Origin of the sequence: Desulfurobacterium sp. TC5-1, assembly GCF_000421485.1 — a bacterium.
Lineage (GTDB): Bacteria > Aquificota > Aquificia > Desulfurobacteriales > Desulfurobacteriaceae > Desulfurobacterium_A.
This window is the reverse complement of the sequence record NZ_ATXC01000002.1, coordinates 135,657-161,677: the sequence shown is the minus strand read 5'-3', so window position 1 is coordinate 161,677 and position 26,021 is coordinate 135,657. Positions and strand designations below refer to the sequence as shown.

Below are 26,021 nucleotides of genomic sequence, written 5' to 3'. Positions count from 1 at the left end.
TTTTTATCTAATTTCTCAAGCTTACACAAAATATCGTACACTACCGGAGAAAAGGACTAATTGTTAGAGTTATCTAAAAGCAGAAATTTTTATTTACGACTCTATGAAAGTTTAAAATAGTGCGAGTCACATCTTCTATAATATATTAATTTTTAATACTTCCTGACGGGAGACTTGAAATGCCCTGAAAAGTGAAAGGGATTGCAATAAGGACTACTCCTTACCTTTCCACATGACTGTTGGCTAATTCGAATCAACCTGAAGAGTGAAAAGAATGAGGAACATTAGAAGGTTACTAATCCTCCAACCTTTTGCCGTTAGTGTCCTGAAAGGTAGAAGAGGGTAGTTCTACGTTTCCCATACCCATTGTTGTTTTTCTTCCGATTCCTGAAAAGGAGGAAAAATTAAAGAGAATATTTAGTTTACGCAAGGTTTCTTTTTTTTCTGTTCTTACATTTATGAAAACTCTACCGTAAAATCCGATTGTTTTTCCATTAGGTAAAAGGGAAAATTTTCTGGTTTTTATCCAGACTCCTCCGATTTGAAGAAGTTTTAATAGCTCTTTAGTAGATATTTCGATTTTGAAAGGGGAGAATTTATTCCACTTCTTCAAAAGATTTTTGAATATTAAAACCGGTTCGGGAAGGGGATAGTCAGAACTTCCTTTTTTGAATGTGGTGGGGGTTTTGAAGTAAAATAGGAAATCCCTGTTCTCTTCAGTATTTCCAATCAGATCCTCATAACTTTTGTGTTCGATGGAGAGTATTTCTTTTTTTCTTATTGCAGTAGAGCCCATGTATAGTTTTTTCTCTCCGAGGATGACTCCCTGAGAAAAATACGGAAATAGAAAGTCATCCAGAAGGGTTACCTTCAGTTTTAACTTTGAAACTTCATTTTCTCCATTCTCTCTAAAAAACTTTTCAAAGCAGATGGTAAAGGGTTTCGTACTTTTTTGAGAGTGAATTTTTTCTGATATATCTTCAGGGAGAATAGAGAAAAAAAGAGCATGCACTCTTTTAGGATATACTTCCTTTATCTTAATGGACTTTTCAAGATGAAGAATTAAACCGAGTTTTACAGGCATTAAATACTCTCCACACTACAAAATCCGAGGGGAAGTTTCTCCTTCATTGTAAGTTTTCTTGTCTTGTTGGGAATTCCTGATACTCTCGGAGCGGAGAGTTTGAACACTTTTTCAAAGGTTTTCTCATTCTTCTCTTTCAATAAGGCCATTACCGTTGTGAAAAGATAACCTTCATGTTTACCGATTCTTACTACCGACCGCTTTCCTTCTTTTAGCTGGTTGATGAACCTCAATATCTGGTTAGCCCTCTTCTTATTTTTTGTTGAGGAGAGGATTTCGTTATCAGAAACTGGAACAAGGTAAGGATCAAGTTTGATGCACTCTTTCTCAGCTTCTTTCCAGATCTTGATGATTCCTTCTATCGTTGTGTCTTCGTTATTAGAATCTAAAAAGAGAGACTTGATGATATGATGACAATCAAGCACATCAGCGAGCCTCTTTGCGCTGAGAGATAAATTTATATTAAATTCAAACTGTGTTCCCGCTAAGACAACTTCCGAAGGAAACTCTTTTCGTTTCTGGGACGTTATGTAAAAAAGACCAATTTTTTTCACTTTTAGATTTTTCTCAGAAGGCTTAAGAAGATTTGTATCACTTACTCTCAGGAGCTTCATGATATCATACTGCATGATATCATACTGTACATCTTCTTCCCTTCCTCTAAAAACTATATTCTCTATACGTTTACTGACTGTTTTAAAGTTTTTCTTTTCCTTTGCTTCTTTTAGCATGTTTAGGAGTTTTTCAAAAACTTTTTTGTCTTCTTTTAAAACGTGAAAAAGGAGAGCTCTCCTTATACTTCCCTTAATTTCACTACCCGGAATGTAGATTTTTCCACTGCTTTTTATAAATTCTTCCACCTCCTCTTCTTTTCCAATTTCTGCCCTGATTATGTACTCAGGTTCCTGCTCGAGAATAATTTTCCTGAGAGATGGATTTGTATTGCAAATTTCATTTAAACTGTAGAGTCTTTTATTTGGTAAAGTTTCTCTCTTGAAATAAGAAGCTAACGATTCTAAAAGCTTTCTCTCTTCCGCTTTGCTGATTATTTTCTCAATGCTGTACTTTTTCAGCAGTCCATTTTCAAGAATGTATTCAAATGCAGAATACTTTTCTCCATTTCCTATGTGAATAGGAGTGATCACTTTCAGTCTAACTTTCATCTCCACTCTCCTTAATGTAGATGGGAAATTCAAAACCGTAATGGTAGAGTTCTATCCCTTCAAACGGTTTTATTAAAGCTCCTGCAAATTTACTATCCTCTTTTAGTTTTATTAAACTTCCGGCTTTCAGATAGAAAATTTTCGGTTTCCAGAGGAAATTCTGGCATCCGCTCTCCACTGCTCCTTTATAGGTTTTTATATCGTAAAAGCTCTTTTCATAATCTATTCTGTCTGTAGCAACAACTGGCGAAAGAGTTATGAAGTCTTTTCCATTCCTGTTGATGAGTTTCTCAAACCTCTTTTCTCTCTCTATTTTGAAAGAAAAACTTCCGAATCCTACGCTTCTGTTTCCTCCAATTCCCCAGTCCTGCAAAAGTTTCAAGGGTGGTATTAACACCTCGTCGGTAATATTTTCATCTTTGACAGCAACCAAAAAGTAAACATCAGATCTGAAAAAGAGGGATTCTTCAAAGTAAAATTCACCACCTTCCGATGTACTGTTTGTTATTCTGTTCAGTTTTGCATGGGGTAGAGCTAAAGAGGTAAATGGAAAAACTTCTCCAGGTTCCTTTCCCAATGTTAGCATAAGATCCTTATCGTTTTTTATTTCTCCTTCTGACACTTTCATCAGAACATCGAGAGGGACAAAAGAGAGCTTTTTGAATTTCTTGATGAAGTTCCTGAATTCACTCTCTCTGTTTTCTTCATTGCTGCTTAGAAATTTGAGGTCTTCCGCACCAATACGTTCAGGTTTAAGTATCGGCTTGAATACATAGAGTTTCCCATCGACTACCGGCATAACAGAAGAGATTAAAAGTTCCCCCTCTTTTACCAGTTTGATCAGTTCTGAAACTCTTTTCTCTCCGTAGAGGTATCTTACCGCCCAGCAGAGAGCTCCAAAGATCGTGTGAGAGGAAAGTTCTGATGAGAAATAACTCAGGGGTTTTAAAGTAATCCTGAAAACTTTAAGGTTCTCCATCTTTCAGTCTCCGCTTAACTTACTGCAGATTTTTTGCCAATTCATCTGTAGCTTTTAGTAGAGCATCAGTTTCTCCTTCTGAAAGAATTACTTCTTCCTTCCTATTTTCATAGTACTCTTTGCTTCTAAAAACTACTTTAACTTTCTCAAACTTCACTCTGCCTGAGCCTCTTGAACCTCCTCCTCCGAGATAATCATCCTCAAGAAGGCTGAAACCTTCGTATAGCAAACGGAGAAGCTCGCTATCCTTTTCTGAGAAAATTCTAATAACTATCTTTCCTTCAAATTCTGCTCCCGCTGGTACCCTCTCAAAGTTTCGGGGATTGGCTTTTGAGGTTATCCTGTTGATTGAGTTTTCAAACTTGAGCTTTGTTTCCACTTTTTCGACCGGATAAGCGTCAAAGACACGAATTCTTACAGGTTCGTTGAAGTCTTTATCCGCTGGAGCTCCAAAAAGCTTCTTTATCAGTGGATTGCCAAAAGCAGGTTCTCCAAAAGATTTTGAACTGCTGTCAAAATCCACATCGTTGTATTTGAGTTCCAAGAGGCTTCTCATTTTACCTTTCAAAGAAGAACCGGGAATGTAAGGTTGTTCAGGAAGTACGTTTATCTTTCCACCGAAAGCGGATTTGATGGTAAGGTATTCATTTGAGTTGTCAGAAAGTCTTGCAAGCTTTATTACGGGATTATCCACCCCGCCTATTTCGAAAGAGTCCTTCGAACCTCCTATGTGAAGTCCTGTTAAAGTCTTGAGCCTGTAATGGATGATAACATTTCCTCTAAACTTAAACTCCATAACTACCCCCTGTCACCGTGAAGTTTAGAATAAGCCACTATAGCTGTTATCAGTTTGACCACCATTTTGGCATCTTCTTTATTCTTTTCTGCTTTTTCAAGCAGCAAAGTGAGTAGCTTAAAGAAATTTTTCGGCATTAAACCCCTTCCTGTTGAGTAAGCAAGCTTGGGATATAGTTCCAGAATTTTAGATTTGTAGTCTTCTCCTCTTTCTATTGCTCTTTCTATCTCCTTAACTTTATTAAAGACTTTACGAAGTTGAGCAGTTTTAAATTTCTTTTTGAGTTCCAGGTCACTGGCTATTTTGTCCGCAAATTTACCGGGTTTCAGTATTTCTTCATCGGTTAAAATCTGCGTTAGCTTCTTTCCCTTTTCTGCTTTTATTCTTCCTGTTAACTCTTCTATGGCACTCATTTTCTCCCCCTCGTAGCTGTTAAGATATAGTTACAAAGAAACTTTATCTTCCACTTTTCTGCATTGTTGACAAATTCTGTAGCTTCCTCTCTTACTTTTTCATCTTTGATGTTCCTGGCAATGGTGTAGTGCATTAAAGGGTAAAACATCATATTTTTTTTCTCTCCTGCCAGCATCTCTACATAGAGATTGTAGAGCCTGAAAAAAAATCCTCTTGGTATTCTTTCCTCTTCTATATAGGGTACCCACTTCTCTTTACACTTGTTAATCAGGCAATCAGCTGTTTCCCAGCTTAGAACTTCTCCGAATGCTCCTATGGCATTTTTCCCTTTTTCTTTGGCTTTCTTTTCTTCTTTTTTACACATTTCTGCTGCCATTCTGACCGTAAACTTGGGTTTAACGGTAACGAATCCTGCAGAAAGGGAAAGTCCTTTCCTTTTTCCATTTTCATCTTTTTGATAGAAGATGATTTCATTTTTTTTATTCTCTTTTTTTAGGAGTTGTGCAATTTCCCTATCTCCATTAAGGGATTTTGCAAAGTTTTCAAACTCTTTGTTAACTTTCACTGCAAACTCTAAAAGCTTGTCCCACGGACCTATTGCAAAAAGGTCATCCCCTCCAGCATAAAGAATGTATATAACTGTGTCATCAAGTAGATCAATTTTCTCACTTTCAGGTTTAAAATTGCTCCTTGCAATCTTTGGAACTTCTTCTGAAAAAAATTCGTCTATCTTTTTACTTATCTTTTCTTGAAGTTCCACACTGCGAATTTTTCCAAACAGTAATCCTAAATTGTCAACATCCATAACTAAGTATCCTAACTTATTGTCTCCTTTTGAGTAAAGAGATATTACCTCAAAAGGGGCTACCATTCCTTTTCTCAAATCTGCTATGTCTTCCGATAGTTGATATCTATTTATATCTTCATGTGTCAGATTTCTTTTCAGCAGAGGGACGGTGATCAGAGGTGTTTTATCACTCTCTTTGTTTTTGGACAAAGATAGTGTAAAGCAGGTGTTTCCTATCTTACCTATTTCGAATGTTTCGTTTTCTTCTTCGCCGTCTGTTTTACCGGATGTCTCTATTTTTTTCTCGGTGGTTTTGGGAAGAACTGTTCCAAGTCTTTTTAATGTCCTGCAAAATTCGCAGACGTTCCTATCCTTCTCAAAAAAGGTTCTGCAGACAGCACACCTTTTGTTCTTCCCATTCTTTTCAGGTTTTTCAAGGAAAAGAACGCCCTCTTTATCCTTTGAAAACGCTGAAGCATCGGTAAGGGCTTTTCTAAACTTCCTTTTTTTTCCTCATCAACACGTTCATAAAGTTTATTTAAGTTGATCTCTTCATTCTTTCCTTTTAGATACCCAAACGTTATTCCAATTTCTCCATACAGTTTTTTCAGTAGAAACTCTTCTACATTTTTTCTTACATCTTCTAATCTTTCTTTAAACTCTTCTTCTTTTCCTTCTTGTTTGGGAGTAATTTCCATAATGAATCCACCACCGCCGTTAAGTATTGTTTTACACTCCCATTCTTTGTCCATTATGTCTTTAACATATTCAATAATGACATCCGATAATATAGAAATGTAAAAACTTCTTGCTCTTAAAATCTTTGCAACGCCTCCTTCTCCTTCATAGACATTGTATATAAAATTCTGAATGCCGTTTATATCTCCTTTAACAAGATAGCTTTCCATCACCACCTCTCTTTACACAAACGTATGTAGAAATTTTTCAGTTTCTTTTATGTAATCTTTTATTCGCTGAGATAGCTTACCTGCTTTTTTCAGTTTGTCTTTATTTACAAATCCATGTGCCATATTGTTCCTTATTTTATCCACTTCAAGGAGAATTTTCTTGAACTTATGTTCTCCTAATTTAGAAAGTTTTTTTTCATCAAGTTCGCTTCTTGAAACAAGGATATTTCCATATCTTTCTATCTCTTTAGCATTTAGTAACAATCGTTTATAAGCATTTCTTATAGAATATATACTCCCCTTTTTATTTCGAAGAGCCGAAGGTTTAACTATCATCTCTATAATGCATAATAGAGCTTCGGATAAGTTGGTTATAGCATTTAGTTGATAATTTCTTTTATTGTATATACCTGCTAATAACAACCGTTCTTCAGCTTCGCAAGAAGATGTATTTATCCTTTCAATTTCTTCTAAAAAATCAATGGCTTTTTTTATCCCAACTATCGAAAACTTGAGTGATGGGTGCTTACTTAAATTCACTAACTTTCTTTTAAAATCAGATACTTCCTTTTTAATTTCGGGTATATTGTTCTCAAAAAAGAAGTTGGAGAATTTTGCAAGTTCTCTACTTACTTTTCTTAGTTCCGTGTTTTGAATTTTCTTTGATAGATAAGAAGCCATATTGACTGATTTTCCGAAGAAATGAAGAATCTGATTAAAGTAGGCGATGTCAAGATAAACAGTGAGATCCATAAATTCACTTTTACCGTACTTTCCATCAGAAGGGCTTTCCGTTTCCAAAGCAAAAAATATGTTCCTTCTTTTCTCCAAATCTATGCCCTCTATCAATGTTGCCATAAGGAGCAACATAGGTAAATGTCTATAACCTTGTGTTAGATCGATAACAACATTGGAATTTCTATCGAGACAGTCAAACATGCTTTCTATAACTTTTTCAAAATCTGTACTGGAAATATCTCTATATTCGATGGGTATAGAGAAGTTTTTTCCTTTTATTAATTTTTCGGTAACATTGCGAGACTGAGGAGTAACGAAAAGGATTACCTTTTCTATGTCATTTAGAAATTTAGAAAGAGCTATGAATGTTGCTTTCGATTTTACTTTCTGTCCATTATAACTATATTCATACATCCGCTGGCTTGTTCCTTGGCAGCCTATGAGGATTCTTCCCACTTTTTCTTCCTCCTAATCCTCCTCCAATAGAATCTTTTATCTTCTTTTAGCCATCTTCTACAATTATGGTGTTTATTTAATTTACGATTATACTCCTTATGTATTACGATTTTAGCACATCCTGGGGAACATCCCACAAATACCAACTGGAACTATAGAAAATTTTACCAGGTATCATTAAAGAAGCGGTAAAGCAGATACTGGAATCCATCATGACAGCAGAAAGAAAAGTGTTTCTTAAAGAACACGGAGGAACAAAAACGGCTTTTATAAAAGTATTTTTATGATGCAACCTTTGGGAAACTTTGAAACCTAAAAATAGATAAAGACTATAAAGAAAACAGAGAAGTAAGTTAAGCTAATAGAAGCGTTACCGTCTGTTAGTTCTGCTTTTGAAGTTCGTTTACTTAATAGTAGCAATGTACAGGTGTGGGTGGTCTAACAGGGCAGTGAACGGCTTTTTAGAAGTCAAAAAGGAAATTCGGGAGATGTTCTCCAGGAGGTATTTCTGATAGCTTCCACAAAATTATTGACATAACTTCAAGTTCTGCCTCAAGGGCTTCTCTAAGGGCCTGCTGGATGAGCTTTTAAAGATCTTCCCATATGAGTTTGGGATCATACTGCTTTTTCATGTGTCCACCCTCCTTTAGGTTAAAGATTAAAAATTTTTACACTTGGGGGGATACTCCCTGATAAACCCCCTCACATCTATTCGCTTTCTGTTCTTCTTGAAAAATCAAGAATGGTAAATCCTGCGACTTCATTTGTTTTAGGGTCTATTCTAAGGATAGTTCCGTCTCCAATGTCTAAACCTTCGGCGGGCTTGGGCTTCCCGAAAGAAACATATAAAACGTCAGCTTCACCATCATAATGAATAACTGCATTGGCTCTTTTAGGAATTTTTAGCATTGCCGTCTTCTTTATTTTGTATCGAAAAACTTTTTCCAACCGAAAATTTCTAAACCTACGGGTTCTCCGTCTTTATCAAAATCAACTACAAAACCACCACTAAAATATTCACCCTCACAACTGCTTTTATCAACTATATTCACCCAAAGAGTATCGTCTTCAGGAAAATACTTTGATTTATCCTTGAGATTTTCTAAGGTGAGTGATACCCATTTTCCTTTTTCAGTATCATAAAACGATACATAAAGAATATCCTTACTCTTATCGTAGTGAATCTCACCCTTCTCAGGTTCAAACTGTTTTAAGCTTTCCATTCTCTGCTCCCTGCTCTGTTAACACAGTAGAGTTCCGTCTGACGGTCAACTGTGATTATGTTCCTGCTCCCTCAACAGCTGTATCCAAAAGGTAAAACCCCTCACTCAATAAATGCTTAATAGAAATATTTTCGTCTAATAATTTATCCCGGTAAATTCTGTCAGCGGTAAATCTAATTTTTTACCTCTATATTACCCACTTTTCGTGCCATCTCCGGTATTCCTACCTCTCTCCTGCAAGCTCAAGTATTTTTTCTTTCTCTTCTTGAGAAAAGTAAACGGCTATGTAAGTTTCGCTACGCTTTCTTTTTCCAGTATTCTTCTTTAAATCCGCCTTTTTCACGAACTCATCGGCTTTCTTTTTGTCAGAGTTTGTCTTTTTAATTGGTCAAGCTCTTGAGAATTTCATGAAATTTTTTGCTTTCTTTTTGTCAGAGTTTGTCTTTTTAAGCATCTTTTCCTCTACAGTATAGCTTTGAATAATTAAGAGAGGCGCCGTTCGGCGCCTCTTTCAGTTTTCACAGGGCAGAAACGAGAGCTTTTGCCTCTTTTTCGGCTTTTTTGCATATCTCGTCAATTTCGCTGAAAGAGAGTCCTTCTGTATCTTTTAGGTCAGCCTGCTCATTTCTTGATACTTTTTCGCAGAAAGAGAGAATTTTCTTTGTGAATTCTTTTATTCTGTAAAGAGAGCTGTCCTTGTCGAGGAGTCCCATTACGATGTTGTCTGATACGCCGGCTTTCTGGAGAATTTTTTTGATTTCTGCTTCGTCAACCTCTTTGAGAACGGGGTCAAGGAGTCCCACCATGAAGGCTTCATCTGTGTGGGCCGGAAGGAGCTTTTCAGAAACGTATCTCATTGCGAATGCCTGCTTGAGTATTTTTGTAATCTCGTCTCTATCAGCTGACTTTAACAGTGAAGAAGTTAGTAAAACGAAAATGTAATCTTTCAGATTTTGGTATCCAAGGTATGCTACTGCCTGGACGATAGAGGTAATCTCTTTTCTCAATCCAAAGTACGGTGAGTTTATGAACTTAAGGAGTCTCAAGGATAGGTTTGGATCCATGCTGACTATTTCGGAAACCTTTTCAAGCTCTTCACCGTCTATCAGAGCTTTGATAAGTTTAAGCATGACTTCTCTTTTTAGCTTCAGCCTTTCAACTTCTGCCATGTCCCCTCCTTATTTTCTAAATATGGCGTAGAAGAAGCCGTCCATGTTGTCTCTGTGGGGAAAAACTCTCATGGTGTTTTTCCGGTTTTTTCCCACATCTCCAAATTTTATATCAAATTGGACAGGTTTAAAACCTATACTAACTGCGTATTCTACGTTTTCTTCTCCTTCCTCCCTTTCGAGACTGCAGACGCTGTAAAGCAGATATCCCCCCGGCTTTAGTAGCTTATAGGCACTTTTTAAGAGAGCTCTCTGTATCTTTTGATTGTGTTTTATCAGGTTAAGGCTTTTGTTCCATTTTCCTTCGGGATGCCTCCTTATTACGCCGGTTGCACTGCACGGAGCGTCAAGGAGTATCCTGTCAAAATAGTTTTCGGGAAGGGAAGTCCTTTTTGTTATGTCTTCGAGAAGGATTTTACATTTTAGTCCTGCCTTTTGAACGTTTTCTTTTAGAAGCTTTAATCTCTCTTCGTCTATGTCAACAGCAGTGATTTCGGCTTTCCCTTTTGTTAAAGAGCCTATTGCTGTCGTTTTTCCGCCGGGCGCGGCAGCTATGTCAAGTATCTTTTCGTTTTGTTGTGGATTTAGCAGAACTGCCGACAGAAAAGAAGCAGGATCCTGAATGTAGAAAAATCCCTCTCTGTAGCCCGGAATAGAGGTTATTTCCACTCTTCCCTTTATTCTGAACATGTCGTGCAGGAAGGGATGCGGTTCAAATTCTATGTTTGCCTTTTCAAGGAGTTTTGCAAAGTTTTCCGGAGAGGTTTTTGTCCTGTTTATCCTTAAAAACAGGGAGGGTGTTCTGTTTAATCCTTCAAGGAGGTTTATATAGTCAGGATAAAATCTTTTCCACCTTTCAACCATCCAGGTTTCAAAAGAGAAAAGTGTTGCTGTTCTTTCAATTTCATCTGGAATCTTTTCTATTTCTCTTCTGTAGTTGAAGCTAATCAGCTTTTTACCGACTGCGTTTACAAAACCGGCACTTTTTCTGCTTACCTTTTTAACCGCTTCAACCGTTTCGTACAGCGTTGCGTAGGCGGGCACAGACATGAAAAATAGCTGGTAGGCTAATATGCGGAGAGCGTTTCGGATGAAGGGTTTCTGTTTTTTCTGCTTTTTTCCGGATGCTTTTTCTATGGAAAAGTCTAAAAGCTTTAGAAATCTCACGCTTCCAGAAGTCAGCTCCCTTACAAAGCTTCTATCTCTGAAGTTTAGATGATTTGTTAGCGATTCAAAGTGGGGTTTAAGTTTCAGGTCTTTCTCAAAGTTGCAGAGGATTCTTACGGCAGTTTCTCGGGTGCTCATTGGCTACCGCCCAACTTTTCTTTTGCTATTTTCTTTCCTATTTCAACGCCCGGCTGTCCATAGGGGTTTACACCTATAAGATGTGCCATTATTGTCGTTTTTATCATGAAAACTATGAAAAGAGCACCGATGGCTTCAGGTGTGATTCTGTCTATCTCTATCGTGCACACAGGTCGTTTCTTCATTTTAAGGGATTCCACCGTTCCTTCAAACTCTGCGTGGACAATTTCAGAGATGGTTTTTCCACCTATAAAGTCAAGGATCTCTGTTTTTTCCGGAAGGACGAAGTTACTCCCGTAACTTCTAAGTTTTATGAACTGGTAAAACTTGTCGTCCGGGCCGTCTATGAACAGCTGGAGGAGAGAATGCTGGTCAACGGTTCCGACGGCTGGAAGAGGTGTTTGCCCTTTTCCCTCTTTGCCAAGACTTTCAGCCCAGAGCTGCACCCACCAATCAGAAAACTTTCTAAGAGAATCTGAGTAGGGCATTAAAACGGCTACATCTCTACCTTCTTTGTAGTTTAAATACTGTGCAAGTACGGATACGATGGAAGGGTGTAGCGGTTCTCTTATAATCTCTTCTACTGTTTCCATGGCTCCGCCAAGAAGAGCGTAGGGGTCTATATCAACAAATTCTGAAGGGACAAGTCCCACCGGTGTCAGGACGGAAAACCTGCCACCTATGTTTTCCGGTATGTGAAAGAAGGGAGCTTCTAATTCTTTAGACAGCCTGTGGAGAGGCGTGTTTTCGCCGGATATAAAAATGAAGCGTCTGTGAAGGTCTCTGAATCCTCTCCTCTTCATTTCGTGGAGGACGAGGTTCATTATTGATACTGTTTCGAGGGTTTTCCCGGATTTACTGATAACGCAGTAAACCGTTCTATCCCAGGGAGCGTTTTGAAATATCTGATGGATATTGAAGGGGTCTATGTTTTCAAGAAAGTAGAGCTTTCTTCCCCCAATTTTGTATTTTCCGTGTATGGCTTCGTATATTGCCTGTATGCCGAGGGATGATCCGCCTATACCTATAACGAACATGTTATCAAAATCGATTTTAAATCGTCTTAAAATTTCTTTTATGTCTTTTATTCTCGTTGAAAATGAGTATAGAAAAGGCATATTTTTCGTGTTAATTTCTAAATTTTCTCGAAGTTTCACTGTTTTTTCTTCTAAATTTTTCACATTTATATTAAGCCCGCTGATGTCGTACTTTAAATATCCCATTGATCCTCCAGCCAGTCTATCTCTTCCACCAACCCACCATTTTTAATTCCTTTCATTATAACATTTGCAACTTCTTCGGGCTTTCTCTCCGTAGTGTCTATGTGGATTATTACAGGTGATAGTGGATTTTGAAAAACCTCCGTTGCACAGAATGCAATTCTTTCGGATTCGGCATTCTCATTAAGCTTTTCCTGAGGATAGTTTCTCTCTTTAAGTCTTGAGATGATAACTTCCGGTTTTGCCCGTAAAATCACGATAACGTCTGAAGGTATGTAGTGGGCGATAAGTCCTTCTGCTATAAAATCTTTTTTTTCTTTAAAAAAATCTTTTAATTTTTCAATATCCACTATAAATGCATCTCTTTTTTCGTCGTAACTGGTGTAAAGTTTTTCCTTTTTTATAAGATCGCTTAAGTTGTACAGCGGAAGAGATAGTTTTCTGGAGAGTATTTGAGCGACTGTACTTTTCCCCGTACCCGGCGTTCCTGTGATCGTTATTCTCAATGCCCCCTCCAGAAAAAGAAAAGGTAAGCCGGGAAGGCCCCGGCGATTGATCTTTAGAGTACTTCGTCAGGGTGAGCGATTCTTCCAAGGATGGCGGATGCTGCTGCGACAGCAGGAGAAGCAAGGTAAACTTCACTTTCAGGATGTCCCATTCTTCCAACAAAGTTTCTGTTTGTTGTGGCGACCGCTCTTTCACCCTTTGCGAGAATGCCCATGTGTCCGCCAAGACACGGTCCACACGTAGGTGTTGAAACCACGCATTCGGCGTCTATGAATATATCAATAAGGCCTTCATCCATTGCCTGCTTGTAGATTTCCTGAGTTGCAGGAATTACGATACACCTTACGTTTGGATTAACCTTTTTACCTTTGAGAATTTCAGCGGCTATTCTAAGGTCTGTTATCCTTCCGTTTGTACATGAACCGATAACGACCTGGTCAATGGTAACGTGTGTAGATTCCGTTACCGGACGGGTGTTTGACGGAAGGTGAGGAAACGCAACTTGAGGTTCTATTTTTGAAACGTCTATTTCATAAACTTCTGAATATTCTGCATCCGGATCGCTCTTGTAGAGTTTGAAGGGCCTTTTAGCTCTATTTTTAACATACTCAAGCGTAATTTCGTCAGGTTCTATTATGCCGTTTTTAGCACCGGCTTCTATTGCCATGTTGCAGATTGTGAATCTGTCATCTATGGGAAGCTCTCTTATCGCTTCGCCTGTGTGCTCCATGGTTTTGTAAAGGGCGCCGTCAACACCTATCATACCTATTACATAAAGGATAAGGTCTTTCCCGGAAACCCACTTCTGTCTCTTTCCGTAGTAGATGAACTTTATCTGTTCCGGAACCTTGAACCAGACTTCTCCTGTAAGCCATGCGTAGGCCATATCTGTTGAACCGACACCTGTTGAAAATGCACCGATGGCACCGTATGTACAGGTGTGTGAATCGGCACCTATAACTACGTCACCAGGAACAACAACTCCCTGCTCTGGGAGGAGGGCGTGTTCAATACCAACTCTTCCCTCGTTCCAGAAGTGGGTAATGTTGAACTCTTTTGCAAAATCTCTCATCATCTTTACCTGTTCGGCAGACTTTATGTCTTTTGCCGGGGTAAAGTGGTCAGGCACGAGGGCTATCTTGTCTTTGTCAAATACCTTTTCAGCACCAAGTTCTTTTATTCTTTTAATGGCAATTGGTGCTGTAACATCGTTAGCAAGGGCAATATCTACCTTACACATTATCAATTCGCCGGGATGGACCTCTTCTTTGCCGGCATGTTCGGCCAAGATTTTCTGAGTTATCGTCATTCCCATCTTCTCACTCCTTCGGATTTTGTGATTTTGACATTTAGAATTTATGCTTTCTGCGGGGGATTTCTATTCCAAGTTCCTTGATTTTTGCCCTGAGGGTGTTTCTATGAATGCCAAGTGTTCGAGCTGCTTTCACCTGATTCCAGTCTGAGTGCTTTAAAACTTCCGTTATAAGTATCTTTTCGGCGCTTCTCATTACGATGTTGTACAGGTTGTTCTTGTCTTTCTGTTCTACCATAAAGACGTAGGTTACAAATTCTCTGATGGCTTCTTCAAGGTTCGGTGTTTTCTCTTCCTGTTTTTCCGTTTGAAGGTCGTTGACATCTATGATATCGATAGGTGACAGCAGCATTGCCTTCAGTATCATATTTTCAAGCTCTCTCACGTTTCCCGGGAAATCGTAAGAGCAGAGCCACTCTTTTGCCCTTTCTGTTAACTGTTTTACGGGGAGTTTAAACTCTTTTGAGAATTTTTTGATGAAGAAGCAGGCTAAGGGAATGATATCTTCCCGTCGCTCTCTAAGTGGCGGCAATTCTATTCTTAAAACATTTAATCTGTAAAAGAGGTCTTCTCTGAACCTTCCTTCTCTCACCTCTTTTTCTAAGTCTCTGTTTGTGGCTGCAACTATTCTCACGTCAACCTTTATCGGTGCATCACCCCCGAGGCGCCTTATCTCTTTTTCCTGTATGGCTCTTAGAAGTTTTGACTGTAATGAAAGTTCGATCTCGCCTATTTCATCTAAGAAGAGCGTTCCTCCATGTGCCTGTTCAAAAAATCCCTTTTTCCTTGAAGTTGCTCCTGTAAAAGCTCCCTTTTCGTATCCAAAAAGTTCTGCTTCTAACAGGTTTGTCGGGAGGGCGGCGCAGTTTATGGCAACGAATGGTCCGTCTGCCCTTTTGGAATACTTGTGAATGGCCCTGGCTACAAGCTCTTTTCCTGTTCCGCTTTCACCAACTATCAGAACGGTTGCATCTGTCCTGGCCACTCTTCCTATTAGCTTAAAAACTTCCTGCATCTTTTTGCTTGAGCCTATGATGGCGTCTTCATCTATTACGTCAAGTTCTTCCTTTTCTGTTGAAAAGGTAATTCGGTCAACGATCGTTTTTATGTCTTCAAGTTCAAAAGGTTTGGTAATGTACTCAACGGCACCTCTGTCAATTGCTTTAATCGTGTAGTCCATCGTGCCGTAAGCTGTTAGTATTACTTTAGGGATATCTTTTTCATAAGAGAGGAGGTCTATGCCGCTAATACCGGGCATTTTTATATCTAAAAAGGCCAAATCCGGCTTTTTGGTCTTTAGTATCTCAAGGGCTCTGTTTCCGTCTTCCGCTTCGTAAACTGTGTGCCCCAGGGTTTCAAGATACTTTTTCAGTACTAACCTTATGTTTCTTTCATCGTCAGCTATGAGAATCCTTGCCATTGCCTTTCAGGTCTCCGATAGGTAGATAGATGGATACAGTTGTGCCTTTTCCTTTCTCGCTTTGAACTTCTATTTTACCACCGTGGTTGGTTACAATCTCTTTTGATATGTACATTCCGAGGCCTGTTCCCTTTTCTTTGCCTTTTGTAAAAAACGGTGTGAAGAGGTTTTCCAGGTCTTCTTTTTCCATGCCACTGCCGGTATCTTTTATTTTTATGAAGTAAAAGCCCTTTGGTTGAATTGCGTATCCTGTTTCAATCGTTATGACTTTGTTTTTTGCGTTTTCAAGTGCTTCAATGCTGTTCTTTATAAGGTTAGAGATGACCTGAAACATTCGGTCTTTGTCCATGTAAACTTCAGGCAGGGAAGGGTCAAACCGTCTATCTATCTCTATTCCTTTTTCTTCGAATACCGTTTTAAACGTTTTTAGAACATCGTTTAAAAGTCTGTGTATGTTGTATCTACACCATTTAAGATTTGTGAAGTCAAAGCTTTCAGATATTCTGTCTAAGAACCTCTCTATTCGCTCTATTTCTGAAAGGATGACTTCTAACAGTTCTTCATCAAAGTTTTTTAATGTAAGCATCAGTTTTGCAGAGGCTTTCATTCCACTTAACGGATTGCGGAGTTCATGAGATATGCCTTTTAAAAAGACATCAAAGTGTTCTGCCGGGTTGTCCTTCTTTTTTGTCTTTACGGCGACGACAGCACCTTTTATCTCTTCACCTGAGAAAAACGGAGATATGGACAGTATAAAGCCGTTGACTTCCACGTTGTGAATCTCTATTCCGTCAGTCACGCATTTTTCTATCCATTTTTTGATGTCTGCTGCGAGGATTTCAGAAATGTTTTTACCTTCAAGATATTTCCTTGAGCGGTTCAGTAGCATTTCCAGCTTTTGATTGAAAAAGAAAACCCTTCCCGACCTATCGCATACGGCAATCGGGAAGGGAAGAGAGAATATTAGGTCTGAAAATTCCGGGTTTTTCAAGTGAGTGATATACCTCCCTGTCCGCCTTTTGGAAATTCTTTAATCTTAGAGATGTCAAGGCCGGTTGATGGCAGTTCTATTCCTGCTGCTGCCGCTTTAAACTGTTGATGGAACTCTTTCAATCTTGATCTTTCTCCGACAGGAACGATTGTTACGATCTGGGATTTCATTACGATTGCATCAACGGGTTCGTTTGCAGTTGGATCGACAGGCATTATCGTGGCTTGTGCACCCTGGGATGTTGGTATAAGTGCAAACATACCTGCATCTTTGATTTTCAGGTAGTCATCGCCTATTTCATCTAAGATACCTATGATACCTGAAGAAGGTATTACACCTTCACCTGAAGTTGTTTGAATAAATACAAGTTTTCCCTTGAGATTTTCCATAATTTCCTCCGTTATTTTTGGACTGATAATAAATATAATCCTATGGCTACAGCATTGGAAACGTTTAAAGAATTAACATGTCCTTTCATGGGAATCGTTACGATGTCATCCAACAGTTTTTTTACAGGTTTTGAGATACCTTTCCCTTCAGAGCCGGCAATAAGTCCTACAGGATAGGGAAAAGAGTATCTGCTTATGTCTTTTCCGCCTGCCTCAAGTCCTATTAGCCAACCGCCTTTCTCTTTGAATTCAAACAGACTCTGGCGGAAACTGTTTACTATGGCAAATGGAACGTAGAATACTGCACCGGTTGATGCTTTTACCACGGTGTCCGTTATGGTAACACTTCTGTCTTTAGGGATAACTATCCCTGCGGCACCAAAGGCGTCGGCACTTCTAAAGATGGCACCCAAGTTGTGGGGGTCTTCCACTCTATCTAAAAATAAAAGGTAGCCGCCTGTTGCGATAGTCCTTTCCACAAGTTCATCAAAGGATTTTGGTTCGACAGGGGAGACGAGGGCTACAATGCCCTGATGTTTATCCGTTTTGGAAACTTCGGATAGTTTTTTCCTTCCGGTTTTTACCGTTTTAATCCTCTTTTTCTTTAAAAGGGATAGAATTTCCCGATGTTTAAACCTTTCATCAACATAGACTTTCAGTATAGGGTAGTCTGCCCTTAAGGCTTCCATTATGGGATTAACGCCGTAGATAACCATTAGTTTGTCCCTACCATTTCAAGAAAGTTTGAAAGGAGTTTGAGTCCGGCTTTCTGACTCTTTTCGGGGTGGAATTGAGTGGCTATTATGTTTTCTTTTTCTATAGAAGAGACAAAGTCGATACCGTAGTCTGTTGTTGTAAGGATAACAGACGCATCCTCTGGTTTAACGTAGTAAGAATGGACAAAGTAGAAAAATTCGCCGGTTTTTATACCGTTTAGGAATCTTGATTCTTTTTTGATAGAAACCTGATTCCAGCCCATGTGTGGGATTTTGTACTCATGGGGGAGTTCAAATCTTACAACTTTTCCCTTTATGATGCCAAGTCCTTCTTCTTCGCCGAATTCGTAACCTTTCTCAAAAAGCAGATGGAGTCCGAGGCATATCCCTAAAAAAGGTTTACCCTTTTCAACCTCTCTTATTATGACTTCCCATAGGTTTCTTTCTTTTAAATTTTTAACGGCGTCTTTAAAAGCTCCGACACCTGGCAGAATTATGGCTTCTGCGTCTTTTATCTTATGCATTTCGTCTGTAACAACAACGTTGCCGCCCACGTACTCGACGGCCTTACTAACACTTCTTAAATTTCCCATACCGTAGTCTATAACCGCTATCATCCCTATAACTCCCGATTAAAAAGATGGCATTGAACCCATGAGGTACTTAACATCTTCGTCACCAAAAGATAAACCACTTCCAATAAAGAATCCCCGCCACTTATTGTAGAGAAGTTCATCTCCGCCGAAGTAAAGATACCAGTTTTTGTTTATGTTGTAGGATAAGCCTATTCGCAGATGAGGAGGCAGTTGCTTTCCGTAACCGTCCTTTCTGTCTATGTCCCAGATGGATGTATAAATTTTCCATTTGTTGTCTGGAAAGAGATAATCAATTCCACCACCGGCAGTTGTCTCTATGACGCCACCTCTCAGCACCCACTTTCCATTTTTCAGGAAAAACGGGTCTTTAAAAATTCTTGCGTACTGGAGTGTAAATTCTGTGTCAAAGCTTTGCGTTACCTTCTCATCAATAGATAGAGCACCCGTTGCGTTTGTTATGTAATAGGTTGTGTGGTCTATCTTTCCGTGGGAATCTGCAACAACTTCAAACAGGTAATATCTGTCTTTTGATTCGGGAACAACTCTTAAAGAGATGCCACCTCTTGCGTTGCCTGTGGCGGTGTTTACGTCACCCCTGAATCCTATGTAAACCTTTGTTTGTTCAAATTTGTCGGCAAGTTTACCAAGGGCATGAGCGGCACTTGTGAGGTTTTTGTACAGTGTATCGTCGTTTATTATCTTTGCTATTGTGCCGTTGCCCTGCTGTAGTTTCTTGATAAGTTCATTGAGGTTTCTTGTAGATTTCTTAACATTCTCAATGGCTGCTGAAATGTTTTCTTCGTTCTTTCCGCTTATGAGTCTGTTTATCTGTGTCACAGTTGCGTTTATTTGATCGGCTATTCTTTCTGCCTCAGCTACAAGTTTAGGTGCTTCCTCTGATGAAGTTTTTAAGTTTTTTACGATGTCTCTAATGTCTCCCCTGTTTTCTACGACTATCTCATTAAGCTGTGAAGAGAGTGACTTAAGGTTTTCTGCAATTTCAGGAACGTCACTTTTTAAAAATTCAGACAAAGAAGCAAGGTTTTGGGCGAGTTTTCTCAGGTTTTCTCTGTTGTCTTCCACTGTTGCTGTAACCTGTTCGGTGAGTTTTGTTATCTGATTGAGGAGCAGTGCTATTCTGTTTTTTCCGTCAGGTGTTATTAATGATTGATTTAGAGCGTCAACGGTTTCGTAAATTTTGAGCATAAGCTGGTCGGTTGAAATTGTAGATTTTCCTCTTGTAATAGTTGAGCCGGAAGTCAGAACGGGCGCATTTTCAGAACCGGGGATTATCTCTACGTATTTTTCACCCATTAGTCCCATCGTTTCTATGATTGCATAGGCGTCCTGGTGGAGCGTTACAGGTTTTGTGAACACAACTTTGACTTTTGCTTTTCCGTTTGGTAGCACCTCTATGTTTGTAACTTTTCCGACGCGAACCCCTGCAACCATAACCGGTGCTTCTTCGGCAAGTCCTGCAACGTTGTCAAAGAGAATGTAATATTGGCTGATAGCCCTTTCACTACTGTACTTTAGGGGTTCTATTGTTGTGGCTATTATGCCAAGTCCAAGAAGTCCTGCTATTACAAACGCACCGACCTTTGCCTCTACGGAAAGATTTTTCATCCTCTATACCCCAGATTAGCTGTTATCGGGCCTTCAGGAAGGCCTTCTATAAACTGTCTTACTGCTGGATTTTGAGATTTTTCTATCTCTTCTGGTTTACCAAGTTCCAGTATTTTTCCGTTCCAGAGAATGGCCATTCTATCAGCTATCCTAAAAGCACTGTTGATATCATGGCTGACTACAACGCATGTTTTACCGAGTTCATTTTTAAGCTTTAAGATCATCTTGTCAATTATAGCGGTCATTACGGGGTCAAGTCCCGATGTTGGTTCATCAAACAAGATACATTTGGGGTTTACACAGAGAGCTCTCGCTATGGCAACTCTTTTTCTCATACCGCCGGAGAGTTCAGAAGGGTATAGGTCTTCTGTTCCGTGCATTCCAACGAGGGAAAGGTAACGTTCAGCTTCCTTCCTTGCCTCTTCGGCTGGAATACCTTTGTTTTCAAGGAGAAAGAAGGCGACATTTTCCCATACTGTTAGGGAGTCAAATAGAGCTCCTCCCTGAAAAACATAAGTTAGCTCTTCTCTAAAGTGGAATTTTTCTTCTTCGGATAGAGAAAAAACGTCTTTTCCATATACGATTACTTTTCCTTCATCCGGTGTTACCAGTCCTGATATCTGTTTAAGCAAAACACTTTTGCCCGTTCCTGATGGACCCATTATGACGAAGATTTCACCTTCGTACACGTTGAAAGATACGCCGTTGTGTACGATTTTATTTCCAAAACTTTTCTTTAAATTTTCCACTTTTATGGCTATTTTCATCTATACTCCGTCAGAGGTTCAGGGTTCTTAAAATGTAAGTTATTATGTAGTCAAATATAAGAATGGCCATCGATGATGTGACTACAGCTTTCGTTGTTGCTTCACCGACACCTTTGGCGCCTCCTTTTGTGTAATATCCGTACAGACAGCTTGTCACAGAGAGGATGAAACCAAAGAAAGCAGCTTTGATTAGACCGTGCCATACATCGTCCATAGTCATGAAGTTTTGAGTGTATCTCATAAAAAGGGTGCTGTTGATGTTGAACATTTTTACACCTACTATGTATCCACCGACAAAACCGATAATATCCGATAGAACACTCAGGACAACCGTTCCAACGATGGTTGCATAAACCCTCGGCGTTATAAGGTATTTTATAGGATTAACCGCCATCATTTCGAGGGCATCTATCTGTTCAGTTACCCTCATCGTTCCGATTTCAGCAGCCATTGCTGAACCGGTTCTGGCCGTGACGAGGAGTGCTGTTAAAACGGGGCTTAACTCTCTTGCCATAGAGATACCGACAACTGCACCTATGAGGTATTCTGCGTTAAATCTGTGAAATGCAGTATAGGTTTCAAGTGCTATAACACCGCCGGTGAATAGGGAAGTGATTGCTATAACCGGGAAGGAATCTGCTCCTATCGTGGCCAGGTAGTAGAAGTATCTCCCTGCTTTCAAGGGCTTTTTAAATGCAAGGGATACGGCCTTTCCAGCGATTAAAAACCATCTCCCGATAAATTCGAGGAATCCAATGACTATCTTACCGGTGATTTCAAAAAGTTTCACAGGTTAAACCTCTCAAGTTCCGGAAATTAATATCCTAATTCTACTATAGTGGCTAAAGTGAGGCTTTTCAGGTTGGATTTAACAAATCTGTCATTAGGATTATAATATTACACTCTGCAAACTGGTGAAAATAAAAGGAAGGAGACGTAAATGGCTGAAAAGACCATAATGGAAATTCGTAAAGAGAAAGCTGAGAAGTGGAAAGAGGAAGGTTTTAATCCTTATGCTTACAGGTATGAGACAAATGCTACCTGCGGTGAATTGATAGAGAAGTTTGGCAAAACAAAAGATGAAGAAGAGAGAGAAAATGAAAGGTTGCCGGAGGACACCTATTCTTTAGCTGGAAGAATTGTTTCCATGAGGATTATGGGAAAAGCGGCATTTTTCCATATTCAGGATTCTACCGGAAGACTCCAGTGTTATATAAGGAGAGATGACGTTGGGACTGAGTTTTACAATAAAGTTTTTAAAAAGCTGATAGATATAGGTGATATTGTAGGTGTTAAGGGGGTGCTTTTTAGAACGAGAACAGGGGAGCTCACTTTAGAAGTAAAAGAGATGACGCCGCTTACAAAGTCTTTGAGACCGCTTCCAGAAAAGTGGCATGGGCTAAAAGATGTTGAGAAGAGATACAGACAGCGTTATCTTGACCTTATCGTTAATCCAGAAGTTAGAGAGATATTTAAAACCCGCTCAAAACTTATTCAAAAAATAAGGGATTTTCTTAACAGTAGAGGTTTTATGGAGGTTGAGACACCCATTCTTCAGACTGTTGCTTCCGGTGCTGCCGCAAAACCGTTTATTACTCACTACAACGCTCTTGATATAGACGTTTATCTCCGAATAGCACCTGAGCTGTATCTTAAAAGGTTAATTGTGGGTGGTCTTGATAGGGTTTATGAAATAGGCAGGAACTTTAGAAACGAAGGAATAAGCACAAGGCATAATCCTGAATTTACGATGATAGAGTGGTACATGGCCTACGCTGATTACTACGACTTGATGGAGATGACGGAAGAGCTTTTTGAGTATCTTCTTGATGAGATAAAAGGTAAAGGTGTAAGAGAGATAGAGTATCAGGGAATGAAGATCTCTTTCAAAAGGCCATGGAAAAGAATTTCTTTTGTTGGTGAGCTTGCAAAAAGGACAGGGCTTACGGTTGATGAGATTCTCCACGATGAACAGAAGGTTCTGGAAGTAGCAAAGAAACACGGTGTTGAAGATGCGGAAAAGCTTTCCCACTTCAAGAGGGTGCAGGAACTTTTTGAGATTCTGATTGAACCAGAACTTATTCAGCCGACGTTCGTTGTTGATTTTCCAAAAGCCATTTCCCCTCTTGCAAAAGAAAAGAGAGACAATCCCGAGCTTGTAGAGAGGTTTGAGCTTTTTGTGTTTGGGCAGGAGATAGCTAACGCCTATTCCGAGCTTAACAATCCTGAAGAACAGGCAAAAAGGTTCATGCAGCAGCTTCAGGAAAAGGCGAAAGGTGATGAAGAGGCAATGGCCTACGACGAAGATTTTGTAAGAGCACTTGAGTACGGTATGCCTCCAACAGCAGGAGAAGGCATAGGTATAGATAGGCTTACGATGCTCTTTACGGATAAAGATTCCATAAGAGAGGTACTTCTCTTCCCGCAGCTTAAGCCGGAGAAGAGAGAAGAAGAGGCGGATGAATAAACTTATTGAATGGTTTTCGTTAAGGACTGTAAAACCACGGAAGGGAGGCGGTTACCTCTCTTTCGTTTTTCTTATAGCGGTTCTTGGTGTTGTTGTTGGCGTGGCGGCTCTCATAATTGTTAACTCTGTTATGACGGGATTTCAGAGTGCCATAAAAGAGCGGCTTCTTGCCAGTAATGCCGACATAATTGTAATGGGGACGGAACTTAAAACGCCTTATAGAGAAGCTGAAGAGAAGATTTCATCCCTCCCTCATGTTAAGGGTGTAGAACCTTTCATATACATTCCTGTTATGGTCTCTGCCGGTGCTCATTCTTTTTCCGGTGGTACCCTTAGAGGATGTGTTCCATCGAAAGAGCCGAAGATAACGGACATACCATCACATCTTGTTATGGGGAATTGGAAAGATTTTGAAAAGACGCCAAACGGTGCAGTTGTTGGTGAGACGTTGGCCAATACAGTCGGTATCTCTGTGGGTGACAGCATTACCCTGATAACGCCGATGGGAACAAAAACCCCTTTCGGCTACATTCCAAAAACAGGAAGGTTTAAGGTTGTTGGTATTTTTAATGTTGGTATGTATCAGTTTGATTCGGCATTGGTGTTGGCACACATAGGTACGGTAAAAGAGATGTTCAATGTGAAGCAACCTACAGGATTGATGGTTAAACTTGACAATCCTGATAATGTAAAACTTGTTGAGCAAGAGATAAGGAAGACGCTTGGTCCCGGTTTTGTGGTTAACGATTGGATATCAATGAATAAAAGTCTCTTCTCTGCCTTGAAGCTCGAGAAGTTAGCAATGTTCCTGATACTGACCCTTATTGTTATAGTTGCCTCTTTCAACATTTCAAGTCTTCTTATGATGAACGTTAACTACCGCAGCAAAGATATTGCTATACTTAAGACGCTTGGTGCCCAGGATGGATTTATACTGAAAATTTTCATGGCTCAGGGGCTTTTAATAGGCATAATAGGAACGGCAATTGGAGAGTTTTTAGGGATAGGTATCTCATACATAGGTGAAAAGTATAAGCTTATAGCCCTTCCGCCTGATGTTTACTACATAGACCACCTGCCGTTTAAACTTCAGGCGTCAGACTGTATAATTGCCGGTATAGCGGCTATATTGATAAGTGTCTTAGCAACTATTTATCCTGCTAAAAAGGCTGCAAAAACAGATCCTATAAAAGTTTTAAGGGCAGGTGAAAATTGAAAGGAACAATAAGAAAGGCAACGATAAAGGATGCAGAGGCAATACAGTTTCTCATCAATGAATACGCAAAGAAAGGGCTGATGCTTCCCCGTTCTCTCAACAGCATCTACGAAAGCATAAGAGACTTCTTCGTTTATGAAGAGGCTGGAAAGATATTTGGTGTTTGTGCTTTAACTGTTGTCTGGGATAACCTTGCGGAGGTTCGTTCCCTTGCTGTCCATCCTGAACGGCTAAAACAGGGAATAGGTACAGCTCTTGTTAAGAGTTGTCTTAAAGATGCAGAAACTCTCGGAATAAACAGAGTATTTACACTTACGTATCAGGTTGACTTTTTTGAAAAACTTGGGTTTGAAAAGATAGATAAAAACACGCTTCCCCAGAAAATATGGCGTGACTGTATAAATTGTGTGAAGTTTCCAAACTGTGACGAGACGGCTATGGAAATTAGAACAGGAGGAGATGAATGAATCCTGAAAAGCAACTTGAGATTATAAAAAGAGGCGTTGCTGAAATTATTGGAGAAGAGGAACTCCTTGAAAAATTAAAAAAAGGAAAGGTTTTGAAGGTAAAAGCCGGCTTTGACCCGACGGCTCCGGATCTTCACCTTGGACATACAGTTTTGCTCTGGAAGTTGAGAGATTTTCAGGAACTCGGGCATACGGTCTATTTCCTGATAGGTGATTTTACAGCAATGATTGGTGATCCTACCGGGAAGAGCGAAACGAGACCGCCTTTAACGAGGGAAGAGGTTTTAAAGAACGCTGAAACTTATGCCCAGCAGGTTTATAAGATTCTTGATCCTGAAAAAACGGTTGTTGTCTTTAACAGTGAGTGGCTTTCAGGGATGTCTTCTGCAGATCTTATAAGGCTTGCTTCAAAGTACACTGTTGCAAGGATGCTTGAGAGGGACGATTTTGCCAAGCGATTCAGAGAAAACAGGCCCATTCACATACATGAGTTTCTCTATCCTCTCCTTCAGGGATACGACTCTGTTGCACTTGAAGCCGATGTTGAACTTGGAGGGACAGATCAGAAATTTAACCTTCTTGTGGGAAGGCACCTTCAGAGGGAGTACGGTAAGTCCCAGCAGGCCTGCATAATGATGCCTATTCTTGAGGGGCTTGACGGCGTTCAGAAGATGAGTAAGTCCCTTGGAAACTACATTGGCATAATGGAAGATCCGAAAGAGCAGTTTGGTAAAGTTATGAGGATTTCAGACGAACTTATGTGGCGCTACTACGAGCTTGTTACAAGGCTTCCTGAAGAAGAAATAGAGAGGATGAGAAAAGAAGTGGCCGAAGGAAAACTCCATCCAATGGAAGCAAAGAAAAGACTTGGAGAGGTTATCGTTTCCACCTTCCACGGAGAGGAGGCAGCCAGGGAGGCAAGAGCCCACTTTGAGAGAGTTTTTTCAAAGAGAGAGTTGCCGGAAGAGATTCCGGAACCAAAAATAAAGGTTCCTGAAAATCCTGTCTGGCTTCCAAGGCTCTTAAAGGAGGCAGGGCTTGTTAAGAGTACATCTGAAGGTAGAAGACAGATAAAAGGTGGCGGTGTCAGAATAGATGGCGAAAAAGTTCTTGATGAGAATAAAAAGGTTGATGTTCTTGAAAAGGAATTAATTCTTCAGGTAGGTAAGAGAAGATTTGCCAGAATAAAACCTGAAAATGTGGAAAAAACAGAGGGTTAGCCCTCTGTTTTTAATAAAACAATAATTTTATTTATTTGCCAAAAACAAAAGCGGTCTATTTTTAGTTCAAATAACGAAATTTTTG

At 39.6% G+C, this 26,021-nt stretch carries 27 protein-coding genes; 4 read left to right on the top strand and 23 right to left on the bottom strand.

Features of this window, described 5'->3' with window-relative positions; genetic code table 11:
• Positions 1-295: 295 nt before the first annotated feature.
• From cas6 to H153_RS0108350, 23 genes are all read right to left on the bottom strand, one after another.
• Positions 296-1,084, bottom strand: a complete 789-nt coding sequence (cas6, locus tag H153_RS0108465) for a CRISPR-associated endoribonuclease Cas6 (RefSeq protein ID WP_022847693.1) — start codon at positions 1,082-1,084, stop codon at positions 296-298.
• The gene (gene csm5, locus H153_RS0108460; protein ID WP_022847692.1) at positions 1,084-2,247 is read right to left on the bottom strand and encodes a type III-A CRISPR-associated RAMP protein Csm5; all 1,164 of its coding nucleotides are present in this window, start codon (positions 2,245-2,247) and stop codon (positions 1,084-1,086) included. Before csm5 ends, cas6 begins: the two co-directional genes overlap by 1 nt.
• Positions 2,237-3,226, bottom strand: a complete 990-nt coding sequence (gene csm4 / locus H153_RS0108455) for a type III-A CRISPR-associated RAMP protein Csm4 (RefSeq protein ID WP_022847691.1) — start codon at positions 3,224-3,226, stop codon at positions 2,237-2,239. The genes csm5 and csm4 overlap by 11 nt, the downstream gene beginning before the upstream one ends.
• 19 nt (positions 3,227-3,245) lie before the next feature.
• On the bottom strand, positions 3,246-4,022 hold the full coding sequence (gene csm3, locus H153_RS09715) for a type III-A CRISPR-associated RAMP protein Csm3 (RefSeq protein WP_022847690.1): 777 nt from the start codon (positions 4,020-4,022) through the stop codon (positions 3,246-3,248).
• 2 nt (positions 4,023-4,024) lie between these two features.
• A complete protein-coding gene (csm2, locus tag H153_RS0108445) occupies positions 4,025-4,435 on the bottom strand; it encodes a type III-A CRISPR-associated protein Csm2 (RefSeq protein WP_022847689.1) in 411 nt (136 codons plus the stop codon).
• Complete coding sequence (locus H153_RS0108440; RefSeq protein WP_155883449.1) at positions 4,432-5,307, bottom strand: hypothetical protein; 876 nt, start codon at positions 5,305-5,307, stop codon at positions 4,432-4,434. Before H153_RS0108440 ends, csm2 begins: the two co-directional genes overlap by 4 nt.
• A gap of 254 nt (positions 5,308-5,561) precedes the next feature.
• Positions 5,562-6,131 carry a hypothetical protein gene (locus H153_RS0108435; RefSeq protein ID WP_022847687.1) on the bottom strand — a complete coding sequence of 190 codons (570 nt, stop codon included), beginning with the start codon at positions 6,129-6,131 and terminating at the stop codon, positions 5,562-5,564.
• Positions 6,132-6,143: 12 nt separating this feature from the next.
• Positions 6,144-7,325, bottom strand: coding sequence for a TM1812 family CRISPR-associated protein (locus tag H153_RS0108430; protein ID WP_022847686.1), 1,182 nt, complete (start codon positions 7,323-7,325; stop codon positions 6,144-6,146).
• 708 nt (positions 7,326-8,033) lie between these two features.
• Positions 8,034-8,234 carry a DUF2283 domain-containing protein gene (locus H153_RS0108425; protein WP_040371955.1) on the bottom strand — a complete coding sequence of 67 codons (201 nt, stop codon included), beginning with the start codon at positions 8,232-8,234 and terminating at the stop codon, positions 8,034-8,036.
• 11 nt (positions 8,235-8,245) lie between these two features.
• On the bottom strand, positions 8,246-8,548 hold the full coding sequence (locus H153_RS09710; RefSeq protein ID WP_022847684.1) for a DUF2283 domain-containing protein: 303 nt from the start codon (positions 8,546-8,548) through the stop codon (positions 8,246-8,248).
• 518 nt (positions 8,549-9,066) lie between these two features.
• Positions 9,067-9,717: an HDOD domain-containing protein gene (locus tag H153_RS0108410; RefSeq protein WP_022847682.1), complete on the bottom strand. Its 651-nt coding sequence runs from the start codon at positions 9,715-9,717 to the stop codon at positions 9,067-9,069.
• A gap of 9 nt (positions 9,718-9,726) precedes the next feature.
• A complete protein-coding gene (gene rsmB / locus H153_RS0108405; protein WP_022847681.1) occupies positions 9,727-11,022 on the bottom strand; it encodes a 16S rRNA (cytosine(967)-C(5))-methyltransferase RsmB in 1,296 nt (431 codons plus the stop codon).
• Complete coding sequence (locus tag H153_RS0108400; RefSeq protein WP_022847680.1) at positions 11,019-12,245, bottom strand: glucose-6-phosphate isomerase; 1,227 nt, start codon at positions 12,243-12,245, stop codon at positions 11,019-11,021. Before H153_RS0108400 ends, rsmB begins: the two co-directional genes overlap by 4 nt.
• Positions 12,233-12,748: an adenylate kinase family protein gene (locus H153_RS0108395; RefSeq protein ID WP_022847679.1), complete on the bottom strand. Its 516-nt coding sequence runs from the start codon at positions 12,746-12,748 to the stop codon at positions 12,233-12,235. Before H153_RS0108395 ends, H153_RS0108400 begins: the two co-directional genes overlap by 13 nt.
• A 53-nt stretch (positions 12,749-12,801) precedes the next feature.
• Positions 12,802-14,064, bottom strand: coding sequence for a 3-isopropylmalate dehydratase large subunit (gene leuC / locus H153_RS0108390; RefSeq protein WP_022847678.1), 1,263 nt, complete (start codon positions 14,062-14,064; stop codon positions 12,802-12,804).
• A 34-nt stretch (positions 14,065-14,098) separates the two neighbouring features.
• Positions 14,099-15,481, bottom strand: a complete 1,383-nt coding sequence (locus H153_RS0108385; RefSeq protein ID WP_022847677.1) for a sigma-54 dependent transcriptional regulator — start codon at positions 15,479-15,481, stop codon at positions 14,099-14,101.
• On the bottom strand, positions 15,459-16,472 hold the full coding sequence (locus H153_RS0108380; RefSeq protein ID WP_022847676.1) for an ATP-binding protein: 1,014 nt from the start codon (positions 16,470-16,472) through the stop codon (positions 15,459-15,461). The genes H153_RS0108385 and H153_RS0108380 overlap by 23 nt, the downstream gene beginning before the upstream one ends.
• Positions 16,469-16,861, bottom strand: a complete 393-nt coding sequence (locus H153_RS0108375) for a hypothetical protein (RefSeq protein WP_022847675.1) — start codon at positions 16,859-16,861, stop codon at positions 16,469-16,471. The genes H153_RS0108380 and H153_RS0108375 overlap by 4 nt, the downstream gene beginning before the upstream one ends.
• Before the next feature lie 11 nt (positions 16,862-16,872).
• Positions 16,873-17,577, bottom strand: a complete 705-nt coding sequence (gene rlmB, locus H153_RS0108370; RefSeq protein WP_022847674.1) for a 23S rRNA (guanosine(2251)-2'-O)-methyltransferase RlmB — start codon at positions 17,575-17,577, stop codon at positions 16,873-16,875.
• A complete protein-coding gene (hisH, locus tag H153_RS0108365) occupies positions 17,577-18,194 on the bottom strand; it encodes an imidazole glycerol phosphate synthase subunit HisH (protein WP_022847673.1) in 618 nt (205 codons plus the stop codon). Before hisH ends, rlmB begins: the two co-directional genes overlap by 1 nt.
• A 15-nt stretch (positions 18,195-18,209) precedes the next feature.
• Entirely contained in the window at positions 18,210-19,799 is a 1,590-nt protein-coding gene (locus tag H153_RS0108360) for an MlaD family protein (RefSeq protein ID WP_022847672.1), read from the bottom strand.
• Positions 19,796-20,566 carry an ABC transporter ATP-binding protein gene (locus H153_RS0108355; RefSeq protein ID WP_022847671.1) on the bottom strand — a complete coding sequence of 257 codons (771 nt, stop codon included), beginning with the start codon at positions 20,564-20,566 and terminating at the stop codon, positions 19,796-19,798. The genes H153_RS0108360 and H153_RS0108355 overlap by 4 nt, the downstream gene beginning before the upstream one ends.
• Before the next feature lie 10 nt (positions 20,567-20,576).
• Positions 20,577-21,356: an ABC transporter permease gene (locus H153_RS0108350; protein WP_022847670.1), complete on the bottom strand. Its 780-nt coding sequence runs from the start codon at positions 21,354-21,356 to the stop codon at positions 20,577-20,579.
• A 150-nt stretch (positions 21,357-21,506) separates the two neighbouring features.
• Between H153_RS0108350 and lysS the strand changes: the two genes are divergently transcribed.
• From lysS to tyrS, 4 genes are read left to right on the top strand one after another with little or no spacing between them, the layout of a single operon-like run.
• Positions 21,507-23,033, top strand: a complete 1,527-nt coding sequence (gene lysS, locus H153_RS0108345) for a lysine--tRNA ligase (protein ID WP_022847669.1) — start codon at positions 21,507-21,509, stop codon at positions 23,031-23,033.
• Positions 23,026-24,249 carry an ABC transporter permease gene (locus H153_RS0108340; protein WP_022847668.1) on the top strand — a complete coding sequence of 408 codons (1,224 nt, stop codon included), beginning with the start codon at positions 23,026-23,028 and terminating at the stop codon, positions 24,247-24,249. The genes lysS and H153_RS0108340 overlap by 8 nt, the downstream gene beginning before the upstream one ends.
• On the top strand, positions 24,246-24,716 hold the full coding sequence (locus tag H153_RS0108335; RefSeq protein WP_022847667.1) for an N-acetyltransferase: 471 nt from the start codon (positions 24,246-24,248) through the stop codon (positions 24,714-24,716). The genes H153_RS0108340 and H153_RS0108335 overlap by 4 nt, the downstream gene beginning before the upstream one ends.
• The gene (gene tyrS, locus H153_RS0108330) at positions 24,713-25,936 is read left to right on the top strand and encodes a tyrosine--tRNA ligase (protein WP_022847666.1); all 1,224 of its coding nucleotides are present in this window, start codon (positions 24,713-24,715) and stop codon (positions 25,934-25,936) included. Before H153_RS0108335 ends, tyrS begins: the two co-directional genes overlap by 4 nt.
• Positions 25,937-26,021 lie beyond the last annotated feature (85 nt).

Coding starts and splice junctions, on each gene's coding strand:
- H153_RS0108425 (WP_040371955.1), bottom strand. CDS start 8,234: ATGCTAAAAATTCCTAAAAGAGCCAATGCAGTTATTCATTATGATGGT.
- H153_RS0108360 (WP_022847672.1), bottom strand. CDS start 19,799: ATGAAAAATCTTTCCGTAGAGGCAAAGGTCGGTGCGTTTGTAATAGCA.
- H153_RS0108340 (WP_022847668.1), top strand. CDS start 23,026: ATGAATAAACTTATTGAATGGTTTTCGTTAAGGACTGTAAAACCACGG.
- rlmB (WP_022847674.1), bottom strand. CDS start 17,577: ATGGTTATCTACGGCGTTAATCCCATAATGGAAGCCTTAAGGGCAGAC.
- H153_RS0108400 (WP_022847680.1), bottom strand. CDS start 12,245: ATGGGATATTTAAAGTACGACATCAGCGGGCTTAATATAAATGTGAAA.
- csm4 (WP_022847691.1), bottom strand. CDS start 3,226: ATGGAGAACCTTAAAGTTTTCAGGATTACTTTAAAACCCCTGAGTTAT.
- leuC (WP_022847678.1), bottom strand. CDS start 14,064: ATGGGAATGACGATAACTCAGAAAATCTTGGCCGAACATGCCGGCAAA.
- cas6 (WP_022847693.1), bottom strand. CDS start 1,084: ATGCCTGTAAAACTCGGTTTAATTCTTCATCTTGAAAAGTCCATTAAG.
- H153_RS0108435 (WP_022847687.1), bottom strand. CDS start 6,131: ATGGAAAGCTATCTTGTTAAAGGAGATATAAACGGCATTCAGAATTTT.
- rsmB (WP_022847681.1), bottom strand. CDS start 11,022: ATGAGCACCCGAGAAACTGCCGTAAGAATCCTCTGCAACTTTGAGAAA.
- H153_RS09710 (WP_022847684.1), bottom strand. CDS start 8,548: ATGGAAAGCTTAAAACAGTTTGAACCTGAGAAGGGTGAGATTCACTAC.
- H153_RS0108385 (WP_022847677.1), bottom strand. CDS start 15,481: ATGGCAAGGATTCTCATAGCTGACGATGAAAGAAACATAAGGTTAGTA.
- hisH (WP_022847673.1), bottom strand. CDS start 18,194: ATGATAGCGGTTATAGACTACGGTATGGGAAATTTAAGAAGTGTTAGT.
- csm5 (WP_022847692.1), bottom strand. CDS start 2,247: ATGAAAGTTAGACTGAAAGTGATCACTCCTATTCACATAGGAAATGGA.
- csm2 (WP_022847689.1), bottom strand. CDS start 4,435: ATGAGTGCCATAGAAGAGTTAACAGGAAGAATAAAAGCAGAAAAGGGA.
- H153_RS0108375 (WP_022847675.1), bottom strand. CDS start 16,861: ATGGAAAATCTCAAGGGAAAACTTGTATTTATTCAAACAACTTCAGGT.
- lysS (WP_022847669.1), top strand. CDS start 21,507: ATGGCTGAAAAGACCATAATGGAAATTCGTAAAGAGAAAGCTGAGAAG.
- H153_RS0108410 (WP_022847682.1), bottom strand. CDS start 9,717: ATGGCAGAAGTTGAAAGGCTGAAGCTAAAAAGAGAAGTCATGCTTAAA.
- tyrS (WP_022847666.1), top strand. CDS start 24,713: ATGAATCCTGAAAAGCAACTTGAGATTATAAAAAGAGGCGTTGCTGAA.
- csm3 (WP_022847690.1), bottom strand. CDS start 4,022: ATGGAGTTTAAGTTTAGAGGAAATGTTATCATCCATTACAGGCTCAAG.
- H153_RS0108355 (WP_022847671.1), bottom strand. CDS start 20,566: ATGAAAATAGCCATAAAAGTGGAAAATTTAAAGAAAAGTTTTGGAAAT.
- H153_RS0108440 (WP_155883449.1), bottom strand. CDS start 5,307: ATGGTAGCCCCTTTTGAGGTAATATCTCTTTACTCAAAAGGAGACAAT.